A 15,113-nucleotide genomic window follows, 5' to 3' on the forward strand; every position below is an offset into this window, starting at 1 on the left:
CATGGCTCGTCATCTCGTAGTCGGCAACGGCAAGCTGCTGGTCAATCTGGACGATCATTGCTACATCCGCGACATTTATTTTCCGTATGTCGGCCAACTCAATCATGTCGGCGGTCAGATGTGCCGCTTCGGCGTGTGGGTGGACGGGACGTTCTCCTGGCTGGAGGAAGCGGATTGGCAATTCGAGCTCGGATACATACCGGATTCGCTCGTGACCAATGTGACGGCGCGCAACGAACGGCTCGGACTCGAGCTCCAAATCAACGACGGCATCCATCAGCGCGAATGCATCTACCTCAAGCGCGTCGTCGTACGCAATCTGACCGGCGAAGAACGCGAGGTGCGCCTGTTTTTTCACCAGGATCTGCTCATTGACGGGACGGAGGTCGGCGATACGGCTGCGTATTATCCGGACAACCAGACGCTGTTTCATTACAAGCGCTCCTCCTATTTCATGTTCAACGGCTATTCCGACGAGGGCGGTATCCGGCAATATTCGACCGGCATCAAGCGCTTCGGCTCGGCCGAAGGGACCTGGCGCGATGCCGAGGACGGTGTGCTGAGCGGCAACACGATCGCCCAGGGCTCGGTGGACTCGACGATCAGCTTCCACGCCAAGGTGCCGGCGGGCAAGGAGAAGGTCGTCTATTACTGGATGAGCATCGGACATGACCTGGAGGAGGTCAAGAGGCTCAATCAATACGTTCAGGACAGCCAGCCCGAGAAGCTGCTCAGCCGAATCGTCATTTATTGGAACCACTGGCTGCAGCGCTCCAACGCCGATTTTGGCGATCTGCCTGAGGAGGTCGTGGGCATGTTCCGGCAGAGTCTGCTGATCGTGCGGACGCAGATTGACGAGAACGGCGCCATCCTGGCCGCCAACGATACGGACATCCTGCAATACAACCGCGATCACTACAGCTACATGTGGCCGCGCGACGGCGCGCTGATCGCCGAGGCGATGTCCAGCGCGGGCTACCAGAGCCTGATTGCGCCGTTCTTCCAGTTCTGCGCGGACGCCTTGTCGCCGGAGGGCTATCTGTATCACAAGTACAATCCGGACGGCACCGTCGGCTCCAGCTGGCATCCCTACATCGTGCAAGGCAGCGTACGCATTCCGCTCCAGGAGGACGAGACGGCGCTGGTGCTGTATGCGCTCTGGAAGGATTATACGCGCCATCAGGTGATCGAGCTGCCGCAATCGCTTTACAGCAATCTGATTCGCAAGGCGGCTCACTTCCTTAGCAACTATGTCGAGCATTCCCTGCAGCTGCCCAAGCCGAGCTACGATCTGTGGGAGGAGCGCTACGGCATCTGGACGTATACGGCATCTTCGGTGTACGGGGGACTGATGGCGGCAGCTTACTTCACCGACCTGTTCGGCGATTACGAGCGCAGCGACCACTACCGCGAGACGGCGCAGACGATGCGCCAGGCGATGATTGATCATCTGTGGAACGAGGAGGAAGGCCGCTTCGCGCGCGGCCTGGTGTTCAAGGACAACGAATGGGTACAGGACATGACGCTGGAGAGCAGCATGTTCGGGCTCTGGGAATTCGGCGTCCTGGACGTCGACGACGAGCGCGTCGTGAAGACGATGCGGGCGATCAAGGAAGGGCTGGCGGTGCAGACAGAGATCGGCGGCATCGCGCGCTACACCAACGATTATTACTTCCAGCAGTCCGGCGACATTCGCAAGGTGCCGGGCAATCCGTGGATCATCTGCACGCTCTGGATCGCGAGCTATGAGATCGAGTCGGCAACTGCGCTCGAGCAGCTCCAGGGTCCCAAGCAGACGCTGGCCTGGGTGCTCGACCAAGCGCTGCAGAGCGGCGTGCTGCCCGAGCAGCTCAATCCGTACGACGGCACGCCGCTCTCGGTGGCGCCGCTCACGTGGTCGCATGCGACCTATGTGCACACGGTGTGCAAGTACGTCGCCAAGCATGCCGAGCTGACGAAGGCTTAGGAGTATCGAAGCAATGCGATCTTGCGAGTAAATGGAGGGAAAGGGATGGCATCAGAGCATGTCAATCGCCGCGGCACCGCACCGGGGCAGAGCGAGCGCCCGCTCATGCGCGGCAATGCCGGGCCGCAGTCCGAGCTGCAGAGCGGGACGGCTCAACTGCTGCAACTCGGCAGCGCCGTCGGCAATCAGGCGATGGCGGGGATGCTGCAGCGCCGGGAGGAGAACCGCACCGGTCTGCCGGATCATCTCAAGGCCAACATGGAGCAGCTCGGCGGCGTCGACCTGTCAGACGTACGCGTCAATACAAATTCATCGCGCCCGCGCGAGGTCGATGCGCTGGCGTATGCGCAGGGCAACCAGATCCATATCGCCCCGGGTCAGGAGCAGCATCTGCCGCACGAGGCCTGGCATATCGTCCAGCAAAAGCAAGGCCGCGTCCGTCCGACCTCGACACTGGCTGGCGGGCAAGCGCTCAACGACGATCCAGGGCTGGAGCGCGAGGCCGACCGGATGGGGGATCAGGCCAATCGTGCCGATGTGGCAAGCGGCATCCAGCAGCAGGTCAGCGCCGCTCCGCTGCGAGGAGCGGGCAAGCTGCCGATCCAGCGCATCCTGACGCGCGCGGAATCGGTGGCAGGTGACTTGATGCATCGCGAACGCGACAATATGTTCAGTCCGGATATGCTGGACGAATACAAAAATATTTTGAGGCACCGGTACCCGACGAAGGAAGACAAGGAGGCGGATCTTGTGGATTCGATCCAATCGGACCGCTTCGTCGATTATAATCAGCTCTCAACAGACACACTGAAGAATGCGAGGGATCTGACCAAGCTGGCTGGAAACGGCGCGGAGCACATGTATATTCATTTGGGCGGCACGATTCATCGGGCCGATCGCACCAGCGAAAAGCTTCCGCACCCGACCTTGGCGGGCGGCGACCCGGATGTTACCAGCGCGGGAACGCTCGAAGTCTCGTCACGCACCAAAAAGGAGACAGTGGACGAAGGCGGCGGTTGGAAGTCGGATAAAAATGTGACGCATTACACGGTCGCCGTCACGACCGAGTCGGGCCATTTCCGGCCGGCCTCGGTGCCCAAGGGCACGCTCGACAAAGTCAAAGCAGCGGCCGCCACAAATCCGCCCGCTACAGGCAGCATCACTGTGGTCGAAGGCTGAGAAAGGAATGGCGATGAGCGAAGCATCGGAATCGAACATAACGAGCCTGCTCGTAGAGGCGAGACTCGCACTGACCGCCGGGGTGAAGGTCGATTACGCCGAATCGCTGGAGCTGGCTCTGGATTGTCCGCGCTGCGAAGAAAGCGACCGCACCGTGCGATTCACCGCGGAGCGGGGCAGATGCCGCAGCGCCGGTCACACGTATGCCGGTCGACTGACCGGCAAATTGGTAGAGGAAGCGCCGCTTGGAGAGAAAACGCACACGTCGGCTACGGGCGAGGTCCGACTTGAACGCGAGGAGCGGGTGCAGTATTCGCTTGAGATTGCCGAGGCGCTGCCGGCCTTGCCCACTTGGGGCAGAATCCGCTTCACGCTGAGCTGCCCCGCTTGCGGCACCAGTTTGGACAGCGCATCGCAAAACAATGTGAAGCGTCCCCGTGAAATCCTCTGCGATTGCGGGCGGCTTCTGGCGTTGGAAACGCGGGAACAGCCGACCATTCGTGAGCAAAGCGCTTGAACGTCGCCTGTCGGCAAAAGCGTGCGACAGCGCAAAAACGTGCGAGGAGCTTGCGAGCTATCGCGCGCTTTTTGACGAATATCAGCTGAGGTTTGGGTTGTAGCGGACAAGGGAGACGCTTAGCGCCTTTTTTTGGCTACCTTGGTCGTGTAACGGTCATGAGGAGCGCTTAGCGGAGGAAATAGCGGATGGACGCCATGAAAACACCCGCTAAGCGTCGCTGATGTCCATTAAAGCTGGCTGTTGTTACCCATGTCGTTCGTCCGCGCGTACCCGTCATACTCCAGTTCGCCCCCGCATACCTGACTCGAGCCGGCCTCGCCCCATTACGCCGGGCTCAAGCCCCGGGGCCCAGCCCATCTGGCCCCTGGCCGAAGCCCAACCGGTTCCAGCACGCTTCGCCCGAGCCCCGTTCGCTTTAGCCCACCTGACTCCAGTCGACCCGCACTTGCTCCGGTAAATACGTAATTATCGCTTGATTCATATGATGAATTTACTTTATAATATATTCATCATATGAATTATCATATGGCTAGAAGCGGCTGCCGCTGCAATAGGAGGAGCAAATTGAAGAAGTTGGCGTATGAGACCGTTTACGACGAAATCCGGCGTCGAATCGCCGAAGGCGAATGGGCGGCCGGGCATCAGTTGCCTCCGCTTGACGACCTGTCGAGGCAGCTGGGCGTCGGCATATCGACCTTGCGCGAGGCGGTGCGGATTCTCGGCAAGCAGAAGGTGCTGCGCGTAGAGCAGGGGCGGGGAACCTTCGTCGCTTCGCCGCCGCCGGTCACGGAGCAGGCTGCTGCCGGCCGTGGACTGTCGTGGCCGGCGCATCTGGAGCAAGCTTCGCTCGTGCAGCTCACCGAATCGCGCCTGATCTTCGAGCCGGAGCTTGCGGCGCTCGCCGCAGTGCGCGCCAGCGAGGTCCAGCGCCTGGCGCTGATCGACAATGCCAAGGCCATGCTTCGCAAGCAGCAGAGCGGCGGGGACTTTCTTGAAGAGGACCTGGATTTTCACCGCATGATCGCCGATGCGGCGCACAATGACGTCACAGCGCAAATGATGGGCATGATACGCGATCTGCTGCTTGACAGTCGCCGCCGTTCGATGAAGTGGCCGGGCATGGGCGAGCAGGCAGCTTCCTACCATATCTTGATCGCCCATGCGGTGGCGGAGGGCGCCGCGGATCGCGCCCGCGAGCTGATGCGGCATCATGTGGGCGAGATGCTGGACCGGTTCCGCAAGGCCGAGTCGGGTTCACAGTAAAGGCCGACAGTAAAACGACAGTCAATACTTTGTACAAAGGGAGAGAATTCATCGGATGAATATTGCGAAGCTGGAATTGTTCAAAGTACCGCCGCGTTGGCTTTTTCTCAAAATTACGACGGATGATGGTTACTACGGGTGGGGCGAGCCGATCGTGGAGGGCAAGGCGGAGACGGTGCGCGCCTGCGTTGAGGAGATGGCCGAATATTTGATCGGCAAGCCTGCCGGGGCCATTGAAGATCTGTGGCAAACGCTGTATCGCGGGGGCTTTTACCGCGGCGGCCCGATTCTGACGAGCGCGATCTCGGGCATCGAGCAGGCATTGTGGGACATCAAGGGCAAGCGCCTCTCGGTACCGGTCTACGAACTGCTCGGCGGAGCGGTCCGGGATCGCATGAAGGTGTACGCCTGGATCGGCGGAGACAAGCCGGCCGATACGGCAATCGCCGCGCGTCAGCAGGTCGAGGCGGGCTACACGGCGCTCAAAATGAACGGAACGGCCGAGATGGACTGGATCGATTCGGCGGTCAAGGTCGAGGAAGCGGTGGCTCGCCTGGCGGCAATTCGCGAAGCGGTTGGCTACGAAATCGGTATCGGCATCGACTTCCACGGGCGGGTCCACAAAGGCATGGCAAAGGTGCTTATGAAGGAGCTGGAGCCGTACAAGCCGCTCTTCATCGAGGAACCGGTGCTGCCGGAAAACAACGAAGCGCTGCTGGAGCTGTCGCGGCATGCGACGATTCCGATCGCGACCGGGGAGCGCATGTACACGCGCTGGGGCTTCAAGCAGCTGCTGGCGCAGGGCGGAGCGGACATCATCCAGCCCGATTTGAGCCATACCGGAGGCATCTGGGAAACGCGGAAAATCGCCGCCATGGCAGAGGCCTACGACGTGGCGGTTGCTCCGCATTGTCCGCTCGGTCCGATTGCGCTGGCATCTTCCTTGCAGCTTGACTTCTGCACGCCCAACGCCTTTATTCAAGAGCAGAGTCTGGGCATTCATTACAATCAAGGGTCCGACCTGCTCGACTATTTGAAGGATCCCGGCGTTTTTGCATACGAGGGCGGGTACGTCAAGCGGCTCGAGGCGCCCGGGCTCGGGATTGAGGTGGACGAGGAGAAGGTGCGCGAGCTGGCGCAAGCCGGCCATGATTGGCGCAACCCGATCTGGCGACTGGCGGACGGTTCCATCGCGGAATGGTAGAACGCGTGTGCGCCATCGCTTAATGCCTTACGGCCCTGCCGCGCTGCGGCAGGGCCGTAAGGGTGTAGTTGACCGTTTAAGCGCGTACTAGCAGATGCCCGTTCCGCGCAAGATGATGACCAGCAGAATGTAAAGCACAAGAATTGCACCTGTGCTGGTCCACAGACCGCCGACCCCAGGACCACCGCAACCTGCACCTGCTACCGGATATCCCACAGTACATACCTCCTGAGTGTTTGGTTTGTGACGGGTTAGATCACACTGCTAATGTATGCCTTGCAAGGCGCATGGTTATGGACGAATGTCCCGAGGCGTGCAAAACGGGCGGGTGCCCGAGGGTGCGAATGCAACCCAGTCTGGGGCAACTTAGGGGATTCCTTAGAAGTTAGCTTACACACCCTACGGGACGTCCGGGCTCGCTTCGGGCGGGCCCGGCGGCGCGTATTGGCGAATATGCTTGATACGCGAGTCGGCCCGACTCGCGCCGGAGGAGCCGATTTGCAGCAGCGAGGCGTTGCTGACGCCGAGCGTCACGATCCGGCCGACCTGAATATCCGGGCAGACCTGGGTACGGCGCATCGCCACCGATTCGCAGATGCCGGAGCCCGATTCGCTCAGCCAGGCAAAGGCATCGAGCTCCGGATAGGGCTCGGAAAACATCGCATACGCTTCGAACTCCGCCTCTCCGGCGGCGGAATGATCGAGTTCGCGCTGGACCGCGATGGCCTGGAGCCGCGGAGCGAACGTCGCGTGATCGCCGAGCTGCACCACGCTTGAATAGGAGAGCGCGATCACCTCGAGCCGATCGACGCGCGAGATGCGCGGGGGCCAGTCCGGCTGCCATCCGGGATGAGCGCTCAAGGGGCCGGCTCCTCGACTTCGGTACCGGGACCGGTCGATACCTCGACCGGCTCGCCCAGCGGCGCCAATGGGCCGACGATGACCGATTCCGGCGGGGTATCGAACATCGACTGCAGGCACACATCGCCGCTGTCGCCGACCTGCAGCAGCGAGGCGCTGGCTACGCCGGTCAGCTCGATGCTGCCGACGGCGAGTTGATGATTCGTCACATCCATCCGCATTTACGATTCCTCCCGATTGCTGCCGGTCTCCGCCGGATTCCCGGTCGCGCCCTGCTCCCGCAAAGATTGTACATACTGGCGCAGCGCCTTGTCGATGTCGGCGGCGGTATAGGCCGCCGCTTGCTTAGCGAGCGCCTCGCGGTCGCCCGCGACATCTGGCTGCCGCTGCACGATTTGCTCGATATAATAGCGCACGCGCGGCCCCAACTGCCGGCCCACATCGCCGAGGATGAGGCGGCAGTGGTGCGGATCAAGTGCGAGTCCGCGTGCCCGGGCATACTCCTCCAGCGTCGCCTGGCCCTCCCGGCTCAAATGCTCGCTCGCCTGGCGCTCGGCATCGCGCAGCGCCGCTTGCGGCGCTGTGTGCCGCGCGTCCTGGTCGGGGGTTGTCTGCGGCGAGGCTGAAGCAACCGTCGAGGTCTGTGGCGCGTTCGGCTGGGGCACAGTCATTTGCTCGATTTCTTGCCCGAGCTCGGACCCGCTCGGCGGTGTCATGCCGATATTCAGCGTGCCCTCCAGCGTTTCCACCTTCAATTGATCGAAGTGGTACTCCAGTCGATCCACCCGATAGGTGGGGCGCTCGCCTATGGCTTGGAACTGCTGCTGCATTTCAGTCATATCGCGCTTCAGCGCTTCAATCTGACGCGCTTGCGCGTACAACTGCTGCTGTACGCGCTGCGCCCAGTCCTGCCACGTCAGGGGAGGCTCCATCGTCGATCACCTGCTATCGCGGAGGCGGACTGGGGAGCGGTACGAAGGACAGCGGGCTGTTCCCGCCGAGCTCCGGCGCGGGCCCGGTGAAGCCTCCGGTATTGTAAAGCTGAGACAGCGCGCGCAGCGAGCCGGCGCTGCCTACCTGCAGCACCGATGAATTCGATACGCTATCCACGCGCAACTGATGAATCGAGATCGTCTGATAGACTGTGAAATTCATGGGACATTCACTTCATTGGAGGAACTGTCCTGGATATCCGGGTCGATCGTATTCGTCGAACTGAGCGCGTTGTTGGCATTGGCGAGACTTCCGGTCAGGAACGAGCCGGATCCCGCATAGGTTTTGGTCGTGCTGCTCGGCGTGATCTCGAGGGTGTCGCCGAATTGCACCACTCCGCTCGAACCGATGCTGACAATATTGACAAATCCGACTACTGCAGGCATAAAGCCACCTCACATCCTTCTATATCGCAGCGCGTGCTAACATCTTATGCGGTATGCGCCCAGACGTGACTCTGCGTCCGACAGCGGCCAAAGTATCGCAGTCGGCGCCAGGCGCATACAATGAAGCAAAGGCGAGCGAAGGGTGCCGTTCGCTCGCAAGCAAAGATACAGGCTTTGATCAATGAACGGATGGAGGTGGGCGGATGTCGATGTTCGGCAACGGCGGACCGCTGGACTGGGAGCAGCTCCAGCGCTGGCTGGCGGGCAAGGGACTCGAGGCGACCGAGGAAATGATGCGCGAGCCGCAGTGGGTCGAAAAAATGGTCAGCCAGGCCATGAAGCAGTCGCTTCCGCGGCTGCATCGCGCTGACCGTTCGAACGTGGAGCAAGAAGATTGCTATGAAACGCATCATTTTGTATTCGTGCGCTTCAAGCTCGACAAAGGGGTCAGACGCGATCAGCTCCGCCTGCTGGTCCGGGCGGATCGGATCAAGCTGGAGCGGGAGGACGGGAAGAAGCCGATCCGTGTCAAGCTGCCTTGCCAGGTCCAGCCCCGTTCATGTCGCGCGCTGCTGCGCGCGGGGGTCCTGCAGGTGAAGCTGCGCAAACGTCCGGTCGATCCGACGTATCATGAAGCGTTTATTCGGGGGCAATAAGGCCGGGGTTGTCACACATTTGTGCGAGTTCCCGACTGGCGATACGGGCGCATATCCTATATAATGGGGGCAAGCAATCGAACGCCAAGGGAGTGTATGTTCGTGTCACTAGTGAATGTAAGCGACGTTCCCGCCAGCCTGTTCCTGCTCGGCGTGGTGTTTATCCTGTTGATTTTTGGACTGCTCAGCTTGGGCATTCTGCGCATGTTCGAGAAGCGTTTCCGGGTAGGCTGGTATTCCTTCGCCGGAGCAGTCTTCAGCAGCGTAGCGTTTGGTCTTATTTTGAACCAGTGGTATTTGTAGCAGCGGCCTGGCAAGGCGAAAGCCGCCCGTCACGGGCGGCTTTTTGAATTTAAAGCGGGACGAAGGGAAGGGAAGCGCGTGCAAATTTTATGGTTTTCGCTGAACCTGGTTTTTGTTGCGGTCTTGATTACCGCCCTATTCAGCCACCGCGCCGTCGGCGAAGCGGAGCGGCGCGGCGAAGCACAGTCCAGGCTGCACCGGCTGCGGCGCATTCGGCTTGGACTTGGAATGTTGGCCGGCTTGTTATTCGTGTTGATGGCGGTCAGCTTTTTGGCCGATATGCGCATCAACGGGTGACGCGGTTGCCTTTGAATGTGACAAAAGTTTGTCGAATGAATAAGGCTTCGCAACTTTTAACTCTCCATTCGCGTCAAAACGGTCATGGCGCCTCGCCAAATCAGCTTTTAACGCCCCCGGCGCAAAGGAGAACATGCATGAAATTGTCGAACCCTAAATGGACCCGTATGATCGCAAAAGGCCTTTTGATTTCCTCTTTGCTCGCAGCACCGCTCACCGGCTGGCAAGCAGAAACCGCTTCCGCGCAGTCTGCTTCGGAAGAGCTTATTATGATGAAAAACAACGATCTCATTATGCATAACGGCCAGACGGTCCAAGCCGTTCAACCGGTTACCTTCAAAGACGGCGCGTCGTACCTGCCTTTCCGTACGATTGCGGAGCTCTACAACTTCCGCGTCTCGTACGACAAAAGCACCAAGGAATCGATCGCCACCGGCGGCGGACTGGAGTTCCGCTTCACGCCGGATACGGCTTACATCCAGGTCAATGGAGAGTCGATCAAGTCATCTGGCAAAGTCTACATTCAGAACGGGTACATGATGGTGCCGCTGCGGACGTGGGCCGATCTGACCGGCAGCGCACTGACGCTCAAGAACGGCGTCATGACCTTTCGATGGAGCTTTGAACCGACCGCCAACTTCACGGTCGATCCCGAGGAGATCTTCGCCGGCCAGACAACTGTTACGTATACGGATCAATCGAAGAGCCCGGGAGGGGCAATCATTGACGAGCGCTGGGAGGGTCGCCAGGATGTATTCACAGCGCCCGGCGATTATGTCGTGACCCGCTGGGTCATGGACGAACGCGGCGTATGGAGCGAGCCGTACAGCGTGAGCGTGCACGTCGAAAAGCCGAACGAACCGCCGGTCGCCAACTTTACGACCGACAAATCGACCTACCGCATCGGCGAGCCGGTCAATTACCGCGATCTGAGCACCGATGACAAGAACGATATCGTACGCCGCACCTGGACGTCTAACGAACCCGCTTTTTTCCAGGCCGGCACGTACCAGATCGAGCTTGAGGTCGAGGACGGCGAAGGACTGGTACATACCGCGACCAAGGTCATCACCGTTACGGAAGAAGTGCTTTACAACGAGAACGATTTTTACCGCCTGTTCACACCGACCGGGGACAAATTCCCGATCTCGGCGCGTTCGGTGCTGGATCTCGAAGAGGTCCGATTCGACATCGAGCCGGAGGATACGAACCTGATTCACAGCAACAGCCCTGAGCGCTTGCTTGGCGAGGGCGTCGCGTATGAGGATACGGTGTCCGGGCAGACGCGATTCCTGTTCCACAATCAGAACGACAGCGACAAGAACCTGACCTTGTATGTGCTGGCCACCAATCCAAATGCGACCTACGCGTCGCTGACGATGGATGCCTTCGGCATCGGCGGACCCAACACATACGTATCGACAGGCGGCAAGCTTGCATCGTCGCGCTTCATGAAATCGTGGCTTGATCCGCTTGATGACGAGACGATTACGCTTGCGCCGGGTGAATCGAAGCTGATCATGCCGAATCTGAGCCGCGTGCCGATCAAGCCCGGCCAGATCGTGAGTGCCTACGCGGATATTTTGTCCAACCAGGACATCGCCTACAAGGTGCTCGTCGTCGATTCGACTAAGGATCCGCTAGAAGCGCTGCCGCAGCTTAAGCCGCTGGCGCGCGACCAGACTCACGTGCGCGGCACGTTCCCCGGAGCGGACCGGGTGCTGCGCATCGACGGCACGATCGGAGCGACGGGGCAGCGTATCGAATTCGGCGGACGCAAGTCGGACCGTTACCTGACCGGCGAAGACCGCATGACCGGGACGTACGAAATGAACAATGGCAATTTTGGCGTCATGTACAAAATGAACATTACGGTTGCGCCGCGGACGGTCATTGCGATCAATCCGCGCGGCGGGCACTATGCCGGCGCGTTCCTGGTCAACGACAAAATCGTCAGCACGACCGAGAACAGCATCCTGAAGGGCTCCTGGGAAGCCGGGGTGCTCTATCGATCGGGCAACACGACCGAGCAAGTCGAACTGAGCTTCATGCTCGCTTCGGGCAGCAACATGCCGATCCAAATGATCTTCCTGCCGATGCCGGAAGCCAAATCCTGAGCTTGATCGCATAAAGGCCAGGACTGCATATAACCGACTTTCAGTTTTCACTGGAAGTCGTTTTTTTTCCTTTAATCTGGCCTGGATTCTGGAGGGCTCGCCGCCGCTTGTCGCAATTTTATAGTGTTGATGTCATTAAATTTCATTATCATGTACGGCTTGGTTATGGTAAGTTATACTCGTGTCGTATATTTGAAGTGCGAGGAGCGATTATCCGATGATACGAGTTGCAAAATTGAGCTATTGGCATGTACACGCCTGGGATTATACGAAGCTGGCCCAGCAGCATCCGGGGACGGAAATTGTCGCGGTCTGGGACGAGCTGCCGGAGCGCGGGCGCGAGGCGGCGGGCAAGCTCGGCGTCCCGTTCCACGACGATCTGGACGCGCTGCTGGCGGATGAGTCGATCGACGCGGTAATCGTCGACGCGCCGACCTCGATGCATCACGAGGTGATCGGCAAGGCTGCGCGCGCGGGCAAGCATATCTTCACCGAGAAGGTCGTCGCGCCGACGCTGCGCGAGGTCAACTCGATCCTGCGCGACGTCGAGCAGGCGGGCGTCAAGCTGACGGTGTCGCTGCCGCGGCTGTACGACGGCTATACGCAGACGATTCTGCCGCTGATCGAGCAGGGCGTATTCGGGGAGCTGACGCATGTGCGCGTGCGGCTGTCGCATGACGGCTCGCTGGCCGACTGGCTGCCGGCGCATTTCTACAATGCGGAGCAGACCGGCGGCGGGGCCATGATCGATCTGGGCTGTCACCCGATGTACCTGACACGGCTCTTCCTCGGCTTGCCGGAGGCCGTCAGCTCCAATTACGGACGCTTCACCGGGCGCGAGGTCGAGGACAATGCGGTCAATTCGCTGCATTACGCGAACGGGGCGATCGGTATCGTCGAGGCCGGATTCGTCAACGCCTACGCGCCGTTCTCCATCGAGATCGACGGCACCGAGGGCTCGCTCGTCTACGGCATCGGCGGCAACGAGCTCAAGGTCCGCTCCAAGCGCCGCACGAACGAATGGGAGACGCTGCCGCTGGCCGACAAGCTGCCGCCGGCCTTCGACCAGTGGGTCGGGCATATCGAGAACGGTACGGAAGCGACTGACAATATCGCGATGGCGATCGATCTGACCAAGCTGATGGAAGCGTCGGTCAAGTCCGCAGCCGAGCAGCGCGTCGTCGCGCTGCGCGAGCTCGAGCAGTGAATCCGGTATCGAGTCCATTCGCTTACCGGATGATGGAGGAGCGAATGGATGCGCTTGACAAGCTGGCGCTGCAGTTTCGATGGGGCCGCTACGGCATTCGTCTGCTGCATTGTCACCTGACGTCCTTCCCGCCGGGCAAGGTCGTCCGATACCACAAGCATTCGGATTATGAATTTCACTTCATCCCGCGCGGCAAGGGCGTCGTCCTGTTGGAGGGCGAACGCTTCGAGCTGCGCGAGGGCCAGATGTATCTGACCGGTCCCGGCGTCATGCACGAGCAGTATTCCGATCCGCATGAGGCGATGTACGAGCTGTGTCTGCATCTGGATATCGTCCCGCTCGAGGCGTCATTGATGCAGACCGAGGCGTGGGGCGACGAGCTGGAGATCCGCGAGGCCGAGGAATGCATGGAGGCGCTGCGGCGCTTTCCGCGTAGCGTCCTGACCGACGACCATCGGGCGATGCCTTGGTTCCTCACGGCTTATCGCGCCTGGCAGGAGGGCGTGCCGGGCTACTACACGACGATCAAGCAGGCCGTCCTGCAGATGATGCTGCGCGCCGTACGCGCCGCCGGAGCCGCTTCGAGCCCGGCGCCCCCGCCGGCCAACAATCTCGGCGCGCATCGCTTTCGACTGGCTTCGACCTATATACAGGACAATTATGCCGCGCCGATCACCTTGCAGGAGGTCGCCGAACGCTTGCAGATCAGCGCGCGTCAACTGCAGCGTATTTTCCGCGAGCAGCATGGCGATTCGTTCAGCAGCTACCTGGAGGGGTACCGGCTGGACAAGGTATGCGAGGCGCTGACCGAAGGCGCGGCGCCGATCGAAGGCATCGCCGCCGAGCACGGATTTTCGAGCAGCAATTACTTGTATTACGTCTTCAAAAAAAAGCTGGGCTTGACGCCGGGGCAGTACAAGCAGCGCCGTCAGCTCGCCGGCGGCAGCCGCCGGTCCGAGCCCGTCACCCGAGACAGGAGAGTGAACAACGTATGACATCCGAGATTCGGATCGGGATCATCGGCACGGGAGGCATCGCTCACGCCCATGCGCGCGCCTACAAACAAATTCCGAGCGCGGCCATTGTCGGCGTGGCCGACATCGTGCCGGGCAAAGCGGCCGGCTTCGTCGCGGCGGAGCAGCTCGAGGCCGAGCCCTATACCGATCATCGCGAGCTGCTAAGCACCGACATCGACGGCGTCAGCATCTGCGCGCCCAATGCGGCGCATCACCGGCTGACGATCGACGCGCTAAGGGCCGGCAAGCATGTCCTGCTGGAGAAGCCAATGTCCGTGACGCTGGACGAGGCGATCGAGATGGTGGAGGCGGCGCGCGTGTCGCCCGGCATGCTGACGATCGGTTTTCAACCGCGCTACGACCCGAATATGAAGCTGGTGCAGGAGATTGTCCAATCCGGACAGCTCGGCAACGTCTACTACGTCGAGACCGGCGGCGGGCGCAGACGGGGAATGCCGGGCGGCACCTTCATCCGCAAGGAGCTGGCCGGCGCCGGCGCGATGGCCGATATCGGCTGTTATTCGCTCGATATGGCGCTCAATGCACTCGGCTATCCGAAGCCGGTGTCCGTGTCGGCCTATACGTCCAACCATTTCGGTACGAATCCGAAGTACCACCCCGAGGCGGACCGCTTTGACGTCGAGGATTTCGGCGTGGCGATGGTGCGCTTCGAGCGCGATCTGGTGCTGCAATTCAAGATCTCCTGGGCGATGCACATGGATACGCTGGGCGCGACGATGTTCCTCGGCTCCGAGGGCGGCCTCAAGGTGACGCCGCACGGGACGGGCAACTGGTCCGGCGTATGGGACGGCAGTGTCGGCTCGATGACGCTGTATCACGATCTGATGGGGCTGCAGACGCAGACGCCTGTGCCGGCGATTGCCCATCAGAAGGATCTGTTCCTGGAGAAGGTGCGTGATTTTGCGGACGCGATTCGCGAGGGACGCCCGGCGCCGATTCCCGGGGAGCAAATTCTGATCCAGCAGGCGATTATCGACGGCGTGCTGCGCTCCTCCGAGCAGCGGCGCGAAGTGGCCATCGAGCTGCCGTTGCTGGGCGATTCCGCTGGCGCGAGCTAGCGCGCGCAGGAGGGGCCGGACAAGGTTGACGGCGGGCGGCAATTGCGGCATGATGGAGATATTCGG

At 60.7% G+C, this 15,113-nt stretch carries 17 protein-coding genes; 12 read left to right on the top strand and 5 right to left on the bottom strand.

What is annotated here, in order from left to right:
* Position 1 precedes the first annotated feature (1 nt).
* The 5 genes from IDH44_RS18795 (at position 2) to dgoD (ending at position 6,132) form a co-directional block, all read left to right on the top strand.
* Positions 2–1,966, top strand: a complete 1,965-nt coding sequence (locus tag IDH44_RS18795) for a glycoside hydrolase family 15 protein (RefSeq protein WP_190920358.1) — start codon at positions 2–4, stop codon at positions 1,964–1,966.
* Between the two features lie 45 nt (positions 1,967–2,011).
* On the top strand, positions 2,012–3,145 hold the full coding sequence (locus IDH44_RS18800) for an eCIS core domain-containing protein (protein WP_190920359.1): 1,134 nt from the start codon (positions 2,012–2,014) through the stop codon (positions 3,143–3,145).
* A 13-nt stretch (positions 3,146–3,158) separates the two neighbouring features.
* Positions 3,159–3,662 (top strand): hypothetical protein, encoded by a 504-nt coding sequence (locus IDH44_RS18805; RefSeq protein WP_190920360.1) that lies wholly within the window; start codon positions 3,159–3,161, stop codon positions 3,660–3,662.
* 567 nt (positions 3,663–4,229) lie between these two features.
* Positions 4,230–4,928 carry a FadR/GntR family transcriptional regulator gene (locus tag IDH44_RS18810; RefSeq protein ID WP_223869819.1) on the top strand — a complete coding sequence of 233 codons (699 nt, stop codon included), beginning with the start codon at positions 4,230–4,232 and terminating at the stop codon, positions 4,926–4,928.
* 55 nt (positions 4,929–4,983) lie between these two features.
* Complete coding sequence (gene dgoD / locus IDH44_RS18815; protein WP_190920362.1) at positions 4,984–6,132, top strand: galactonate dehydratase; 1,149 nt, start codon at positions 4,984–4,986, stop codon at positions 6,130–6,132.
* Positions 6,133–6,531: 399 nt separating this feature from the next.
* Here the strand turns inward: dgoD and IDH44_RS18820 are convergent, their stop codons facing one another.
* The 5 genes from IDH44_RS18820 to IDH44_RS18840 are packed head-to-tail and all read right to left on the bottom strand — an operon-like array spanning position 6,532 to position 8,372.
* Entirely contained in the window at positions 6,532–6,993 is a 462-nt protein-coding gene (locus IDH44_RS18820; protein WP_190920363.1) for a spore germination protein GerPE, read from the bottom strand.
* Positions 6,990–7,214, bottom strand: a complete 225-nt coding sequence (locus IDH44_RS18825; RefSeq protein WP_190920364.1) for a spore gernimation protein GerPD — start codon at positions 7,212–7,214, stop codon at positions 6,990–6,992. Before IDH44_RS18825 ends, IDH44_RS18820 begins: the two co-directional genes overlap by 4 nt.
* Entirely contained in the window at positions 7,215–7,925 is a 711-nt protein-coding gene (gene gerPC / locus IDH44_RS18830) for a spore germination protein GerPC (protein WP_190920365.1), read from the bottom strand.
* A gap of 13 nt (positions 7,926–7,938) precedes the next feature.
* Positions 7,939–8,148 (bottom strand): spore germination protein GerPB, encoded by a 210-nt coding sequence (locus tag IDH44_RS18835; RefSeq protein WP_190920366.1) that lies wholly within the window; start codon positions 8,146–8,148, stop codon positions 7,939–7,941.
* Positions 8,145–8,372 (bottom strand): spore germination protein, encoded by a 228-nt coding sequence (locus tag IDH44_RS18840; protein ID WP_190920367.1) that lies wholly within the window; start codon positions 8,370–8,372, stop codon positions 8,145–8,147. The genes IDH44_RS18835 and IDH44_RS18840 overlap by 4 nt, the downstream gene beginning before the upstream one ends.
* Before the next feature lie 203 nt (positions 8,373–8,575).
* Between IDH44_RS18840 and IDH44_RS18845 the strand changes: the two genes are divergently transcribed.
* The 7 genes from IDH44_RS18845 (at position 8,576) to IDH44_RS18875 (ending at position 15,047) form a co-directional block, all read left to right on the top strand.
* Positions 8,576–9,028 carry an Hsp20/alpha crystallin family protein gene (locus IDH44_RS18845; RefSeq protein WP_190920368.1) on the top strand — a complete coding sequence of 151 codons (453 nt, stop codon included), beginning with the start codon at positions 8,576–8,578 and terminating at the stop codon, positions 9,026–9,028.
* Between the two features lie 96 nt (positions 9,029–9,124).
* Complete coding sequence (locus IDH44_RS18850) at positions 9,125–9,331, top strand: hypothetical protein (protein ID WP_223869820.1); 207 nt, start codon at positions 9,125–9,127, stop codon at positions 9,329–9,331.
* 78 nt (positions 9,332–9,409) lie between these two features.
* On the top strand, positions 9,410–9,628 hold the full coding sequence (locus IDH44_RS18855) for a hypothetical protein (protein WP_190920370.1): 219 nt from the start codon (positions 9,410–9,412) through the stop codon (positions 9,626–9,628).
* A gap of 269 nt (positions 9,629–9,897) precedes the next feature.
* Positions 9,898–11,745, top strand: coding sequence for a stalk domain-containing protein (locus IDH44_RS18860; RefSeq protein WP_190920371.1), 1,848 nt, complete (start codon positions 9,898–9,900; stop codon positions 11,743–11,745).
* 217 nt (positions 11,746–11,962) lie between these two features.
* Entirely contained in the window at positions 11,963–12,952 is a 990-nt protein-coding gene (locus IDH44_RS18865) for a Gfo/Idh/MocA family protein (protein WP_190920372.1), read from the top strand.
* The gene (locus IDH44_RS18870) at positions 12,949–13,947 is read left to right on the top strand and encodes a helix-turn-helix domain-containing protein (protein WP_317890217.1); all 999 of its coding nucleotides are present in this window, start codon (positions 12,949–12,951) and stop codon (positions 13,945–13,947) included. Before IDH44_RS18865 ends, IDH44_RS18870 begins: the two co-directional genes overlap by 4 nt.
* Complete coding sequence (locus IDH44_RS18875) at positions 13,944–15,047, top strand: Gfo/Idh/MocA family protein (RefSeq protein WP_190920373.1); 1,104 nt, start codon at positions 13,944–13,946, stop codon at positions 15,045–15,047. The genes IDH44_RS18870 and IDH44_RS18875 overlap by 4 nt, the downstream gene beginning before the upstream one ends.
* Positions 15,048–15,113 lie beyond the last annotated feature (66 nt).

The organism is Paenibacillus sabuli (assembly GCF_014705605.1).
Classification (GTDB): Bacteria; Bacillota; Bacilli; order Paenibacillales; family Paenibacillaceae; genus Paenibacillus_D; species Paenibacillus_D sabuli.

What these genes read in the sequence shown, in the direction of transcription:
- IDH44_RS18795 (WP_190920358.1), top strand. Translation starts at nt 2, where the DNA reads ATGGCTCGTCATCTCGTAGTCGGCAACGGCAAGCTGCTGGTCAATCTG.
- IDH44_RS18800 (WP_190920359.1), top strand. Translation starts at nt 2,012, where the DNA reads ATGGCATCAGAGCATGTCAATCGCCGCGGCACCGCACCGGGGCAGAGC.
- IDH44_RS18805 (WP_190920360.1), top strand. Translation starts at nt 3,159, where the DNA reads ATGAGCGAAGCATCGGAATCGAACATAACGAGCCTGCTCGTAGAGGCG.
- dgoD (WP_190920362.1), top strand. Translation starts at nt 4,984, where the DNA reads ATGAATATTGCGAAGCTGGAATTGTTCAAAGTACCGCCGCGTTGGCTT.
- IDH44_RS18825 (WP_190920364.1), bottom strand. Translation starts at nt 7,214, where the DNA reads ATGCGGATGGATGTGACGAATCATCAACTCGCCGTCGGCAGCATCGAG.
- gerPC (WP_190920365.1), bottom strand. Translation starts at nt 7,925, where the DNA reads ATGGAGCCTCCCCTGACGTGGCAGGACTGGGCGCAGCGCGTACAGCAG.
- IDH44_RS18835 (WP_190920366.1), bottom strand. Translation starts at nt 8,148, where the DNA reads ATGAATTTCACAGTCTATCAGACGATCTCGATTCATCAGTTGCGCGTG.
- IDH44_RS18840 (WP_190920367.1), bottom strand. Translation starts at nt 8,372, where the DNA reads ATGCCTGCAGTAGTCGGATTTGTCAATATTGTCAGCATCGGTTCGAGC.
- IDH44_RS18845 (WP_190920368.1), top strand. Translation starts at nt 8,576, where the DNA reads ATGTCGATGTTCGGCAACGGCGGACCGCTGGACTGGGAGCAGCTCCAG.
- IDH44_RS18850 (WP_223869820.1), top strand. Translation starts at nt 9,125, where the DNA reads ATGTTCGTGTCACTAGTGAATGTAAGCGACGTTCCCGCCAGCCTGTTC.
- IDH44_RS18860 (WP_190920371.1), top strand. Translation starts at nt 9,898, where the DNA reads ATGATGAAAAACAACGATCTCATTATGCATAACGGCCAGACGGTCCAA.
- IDH44_RS18865 (WP_190920372.1), top strand. Translation starts at nt 11,963, where the DNA reads ATGATACGAGTTGCAAAATTGAGCTATTGGCATGTACACGCCTGGGAT.
- IDH44_RS18875 (WP_190920373.1), top strand. Translation starts at nt 13,944, where the DNA reads ATGACATCCGAGATTCGGATCGGGATCATCGGCACGGGAGGCATCGCT.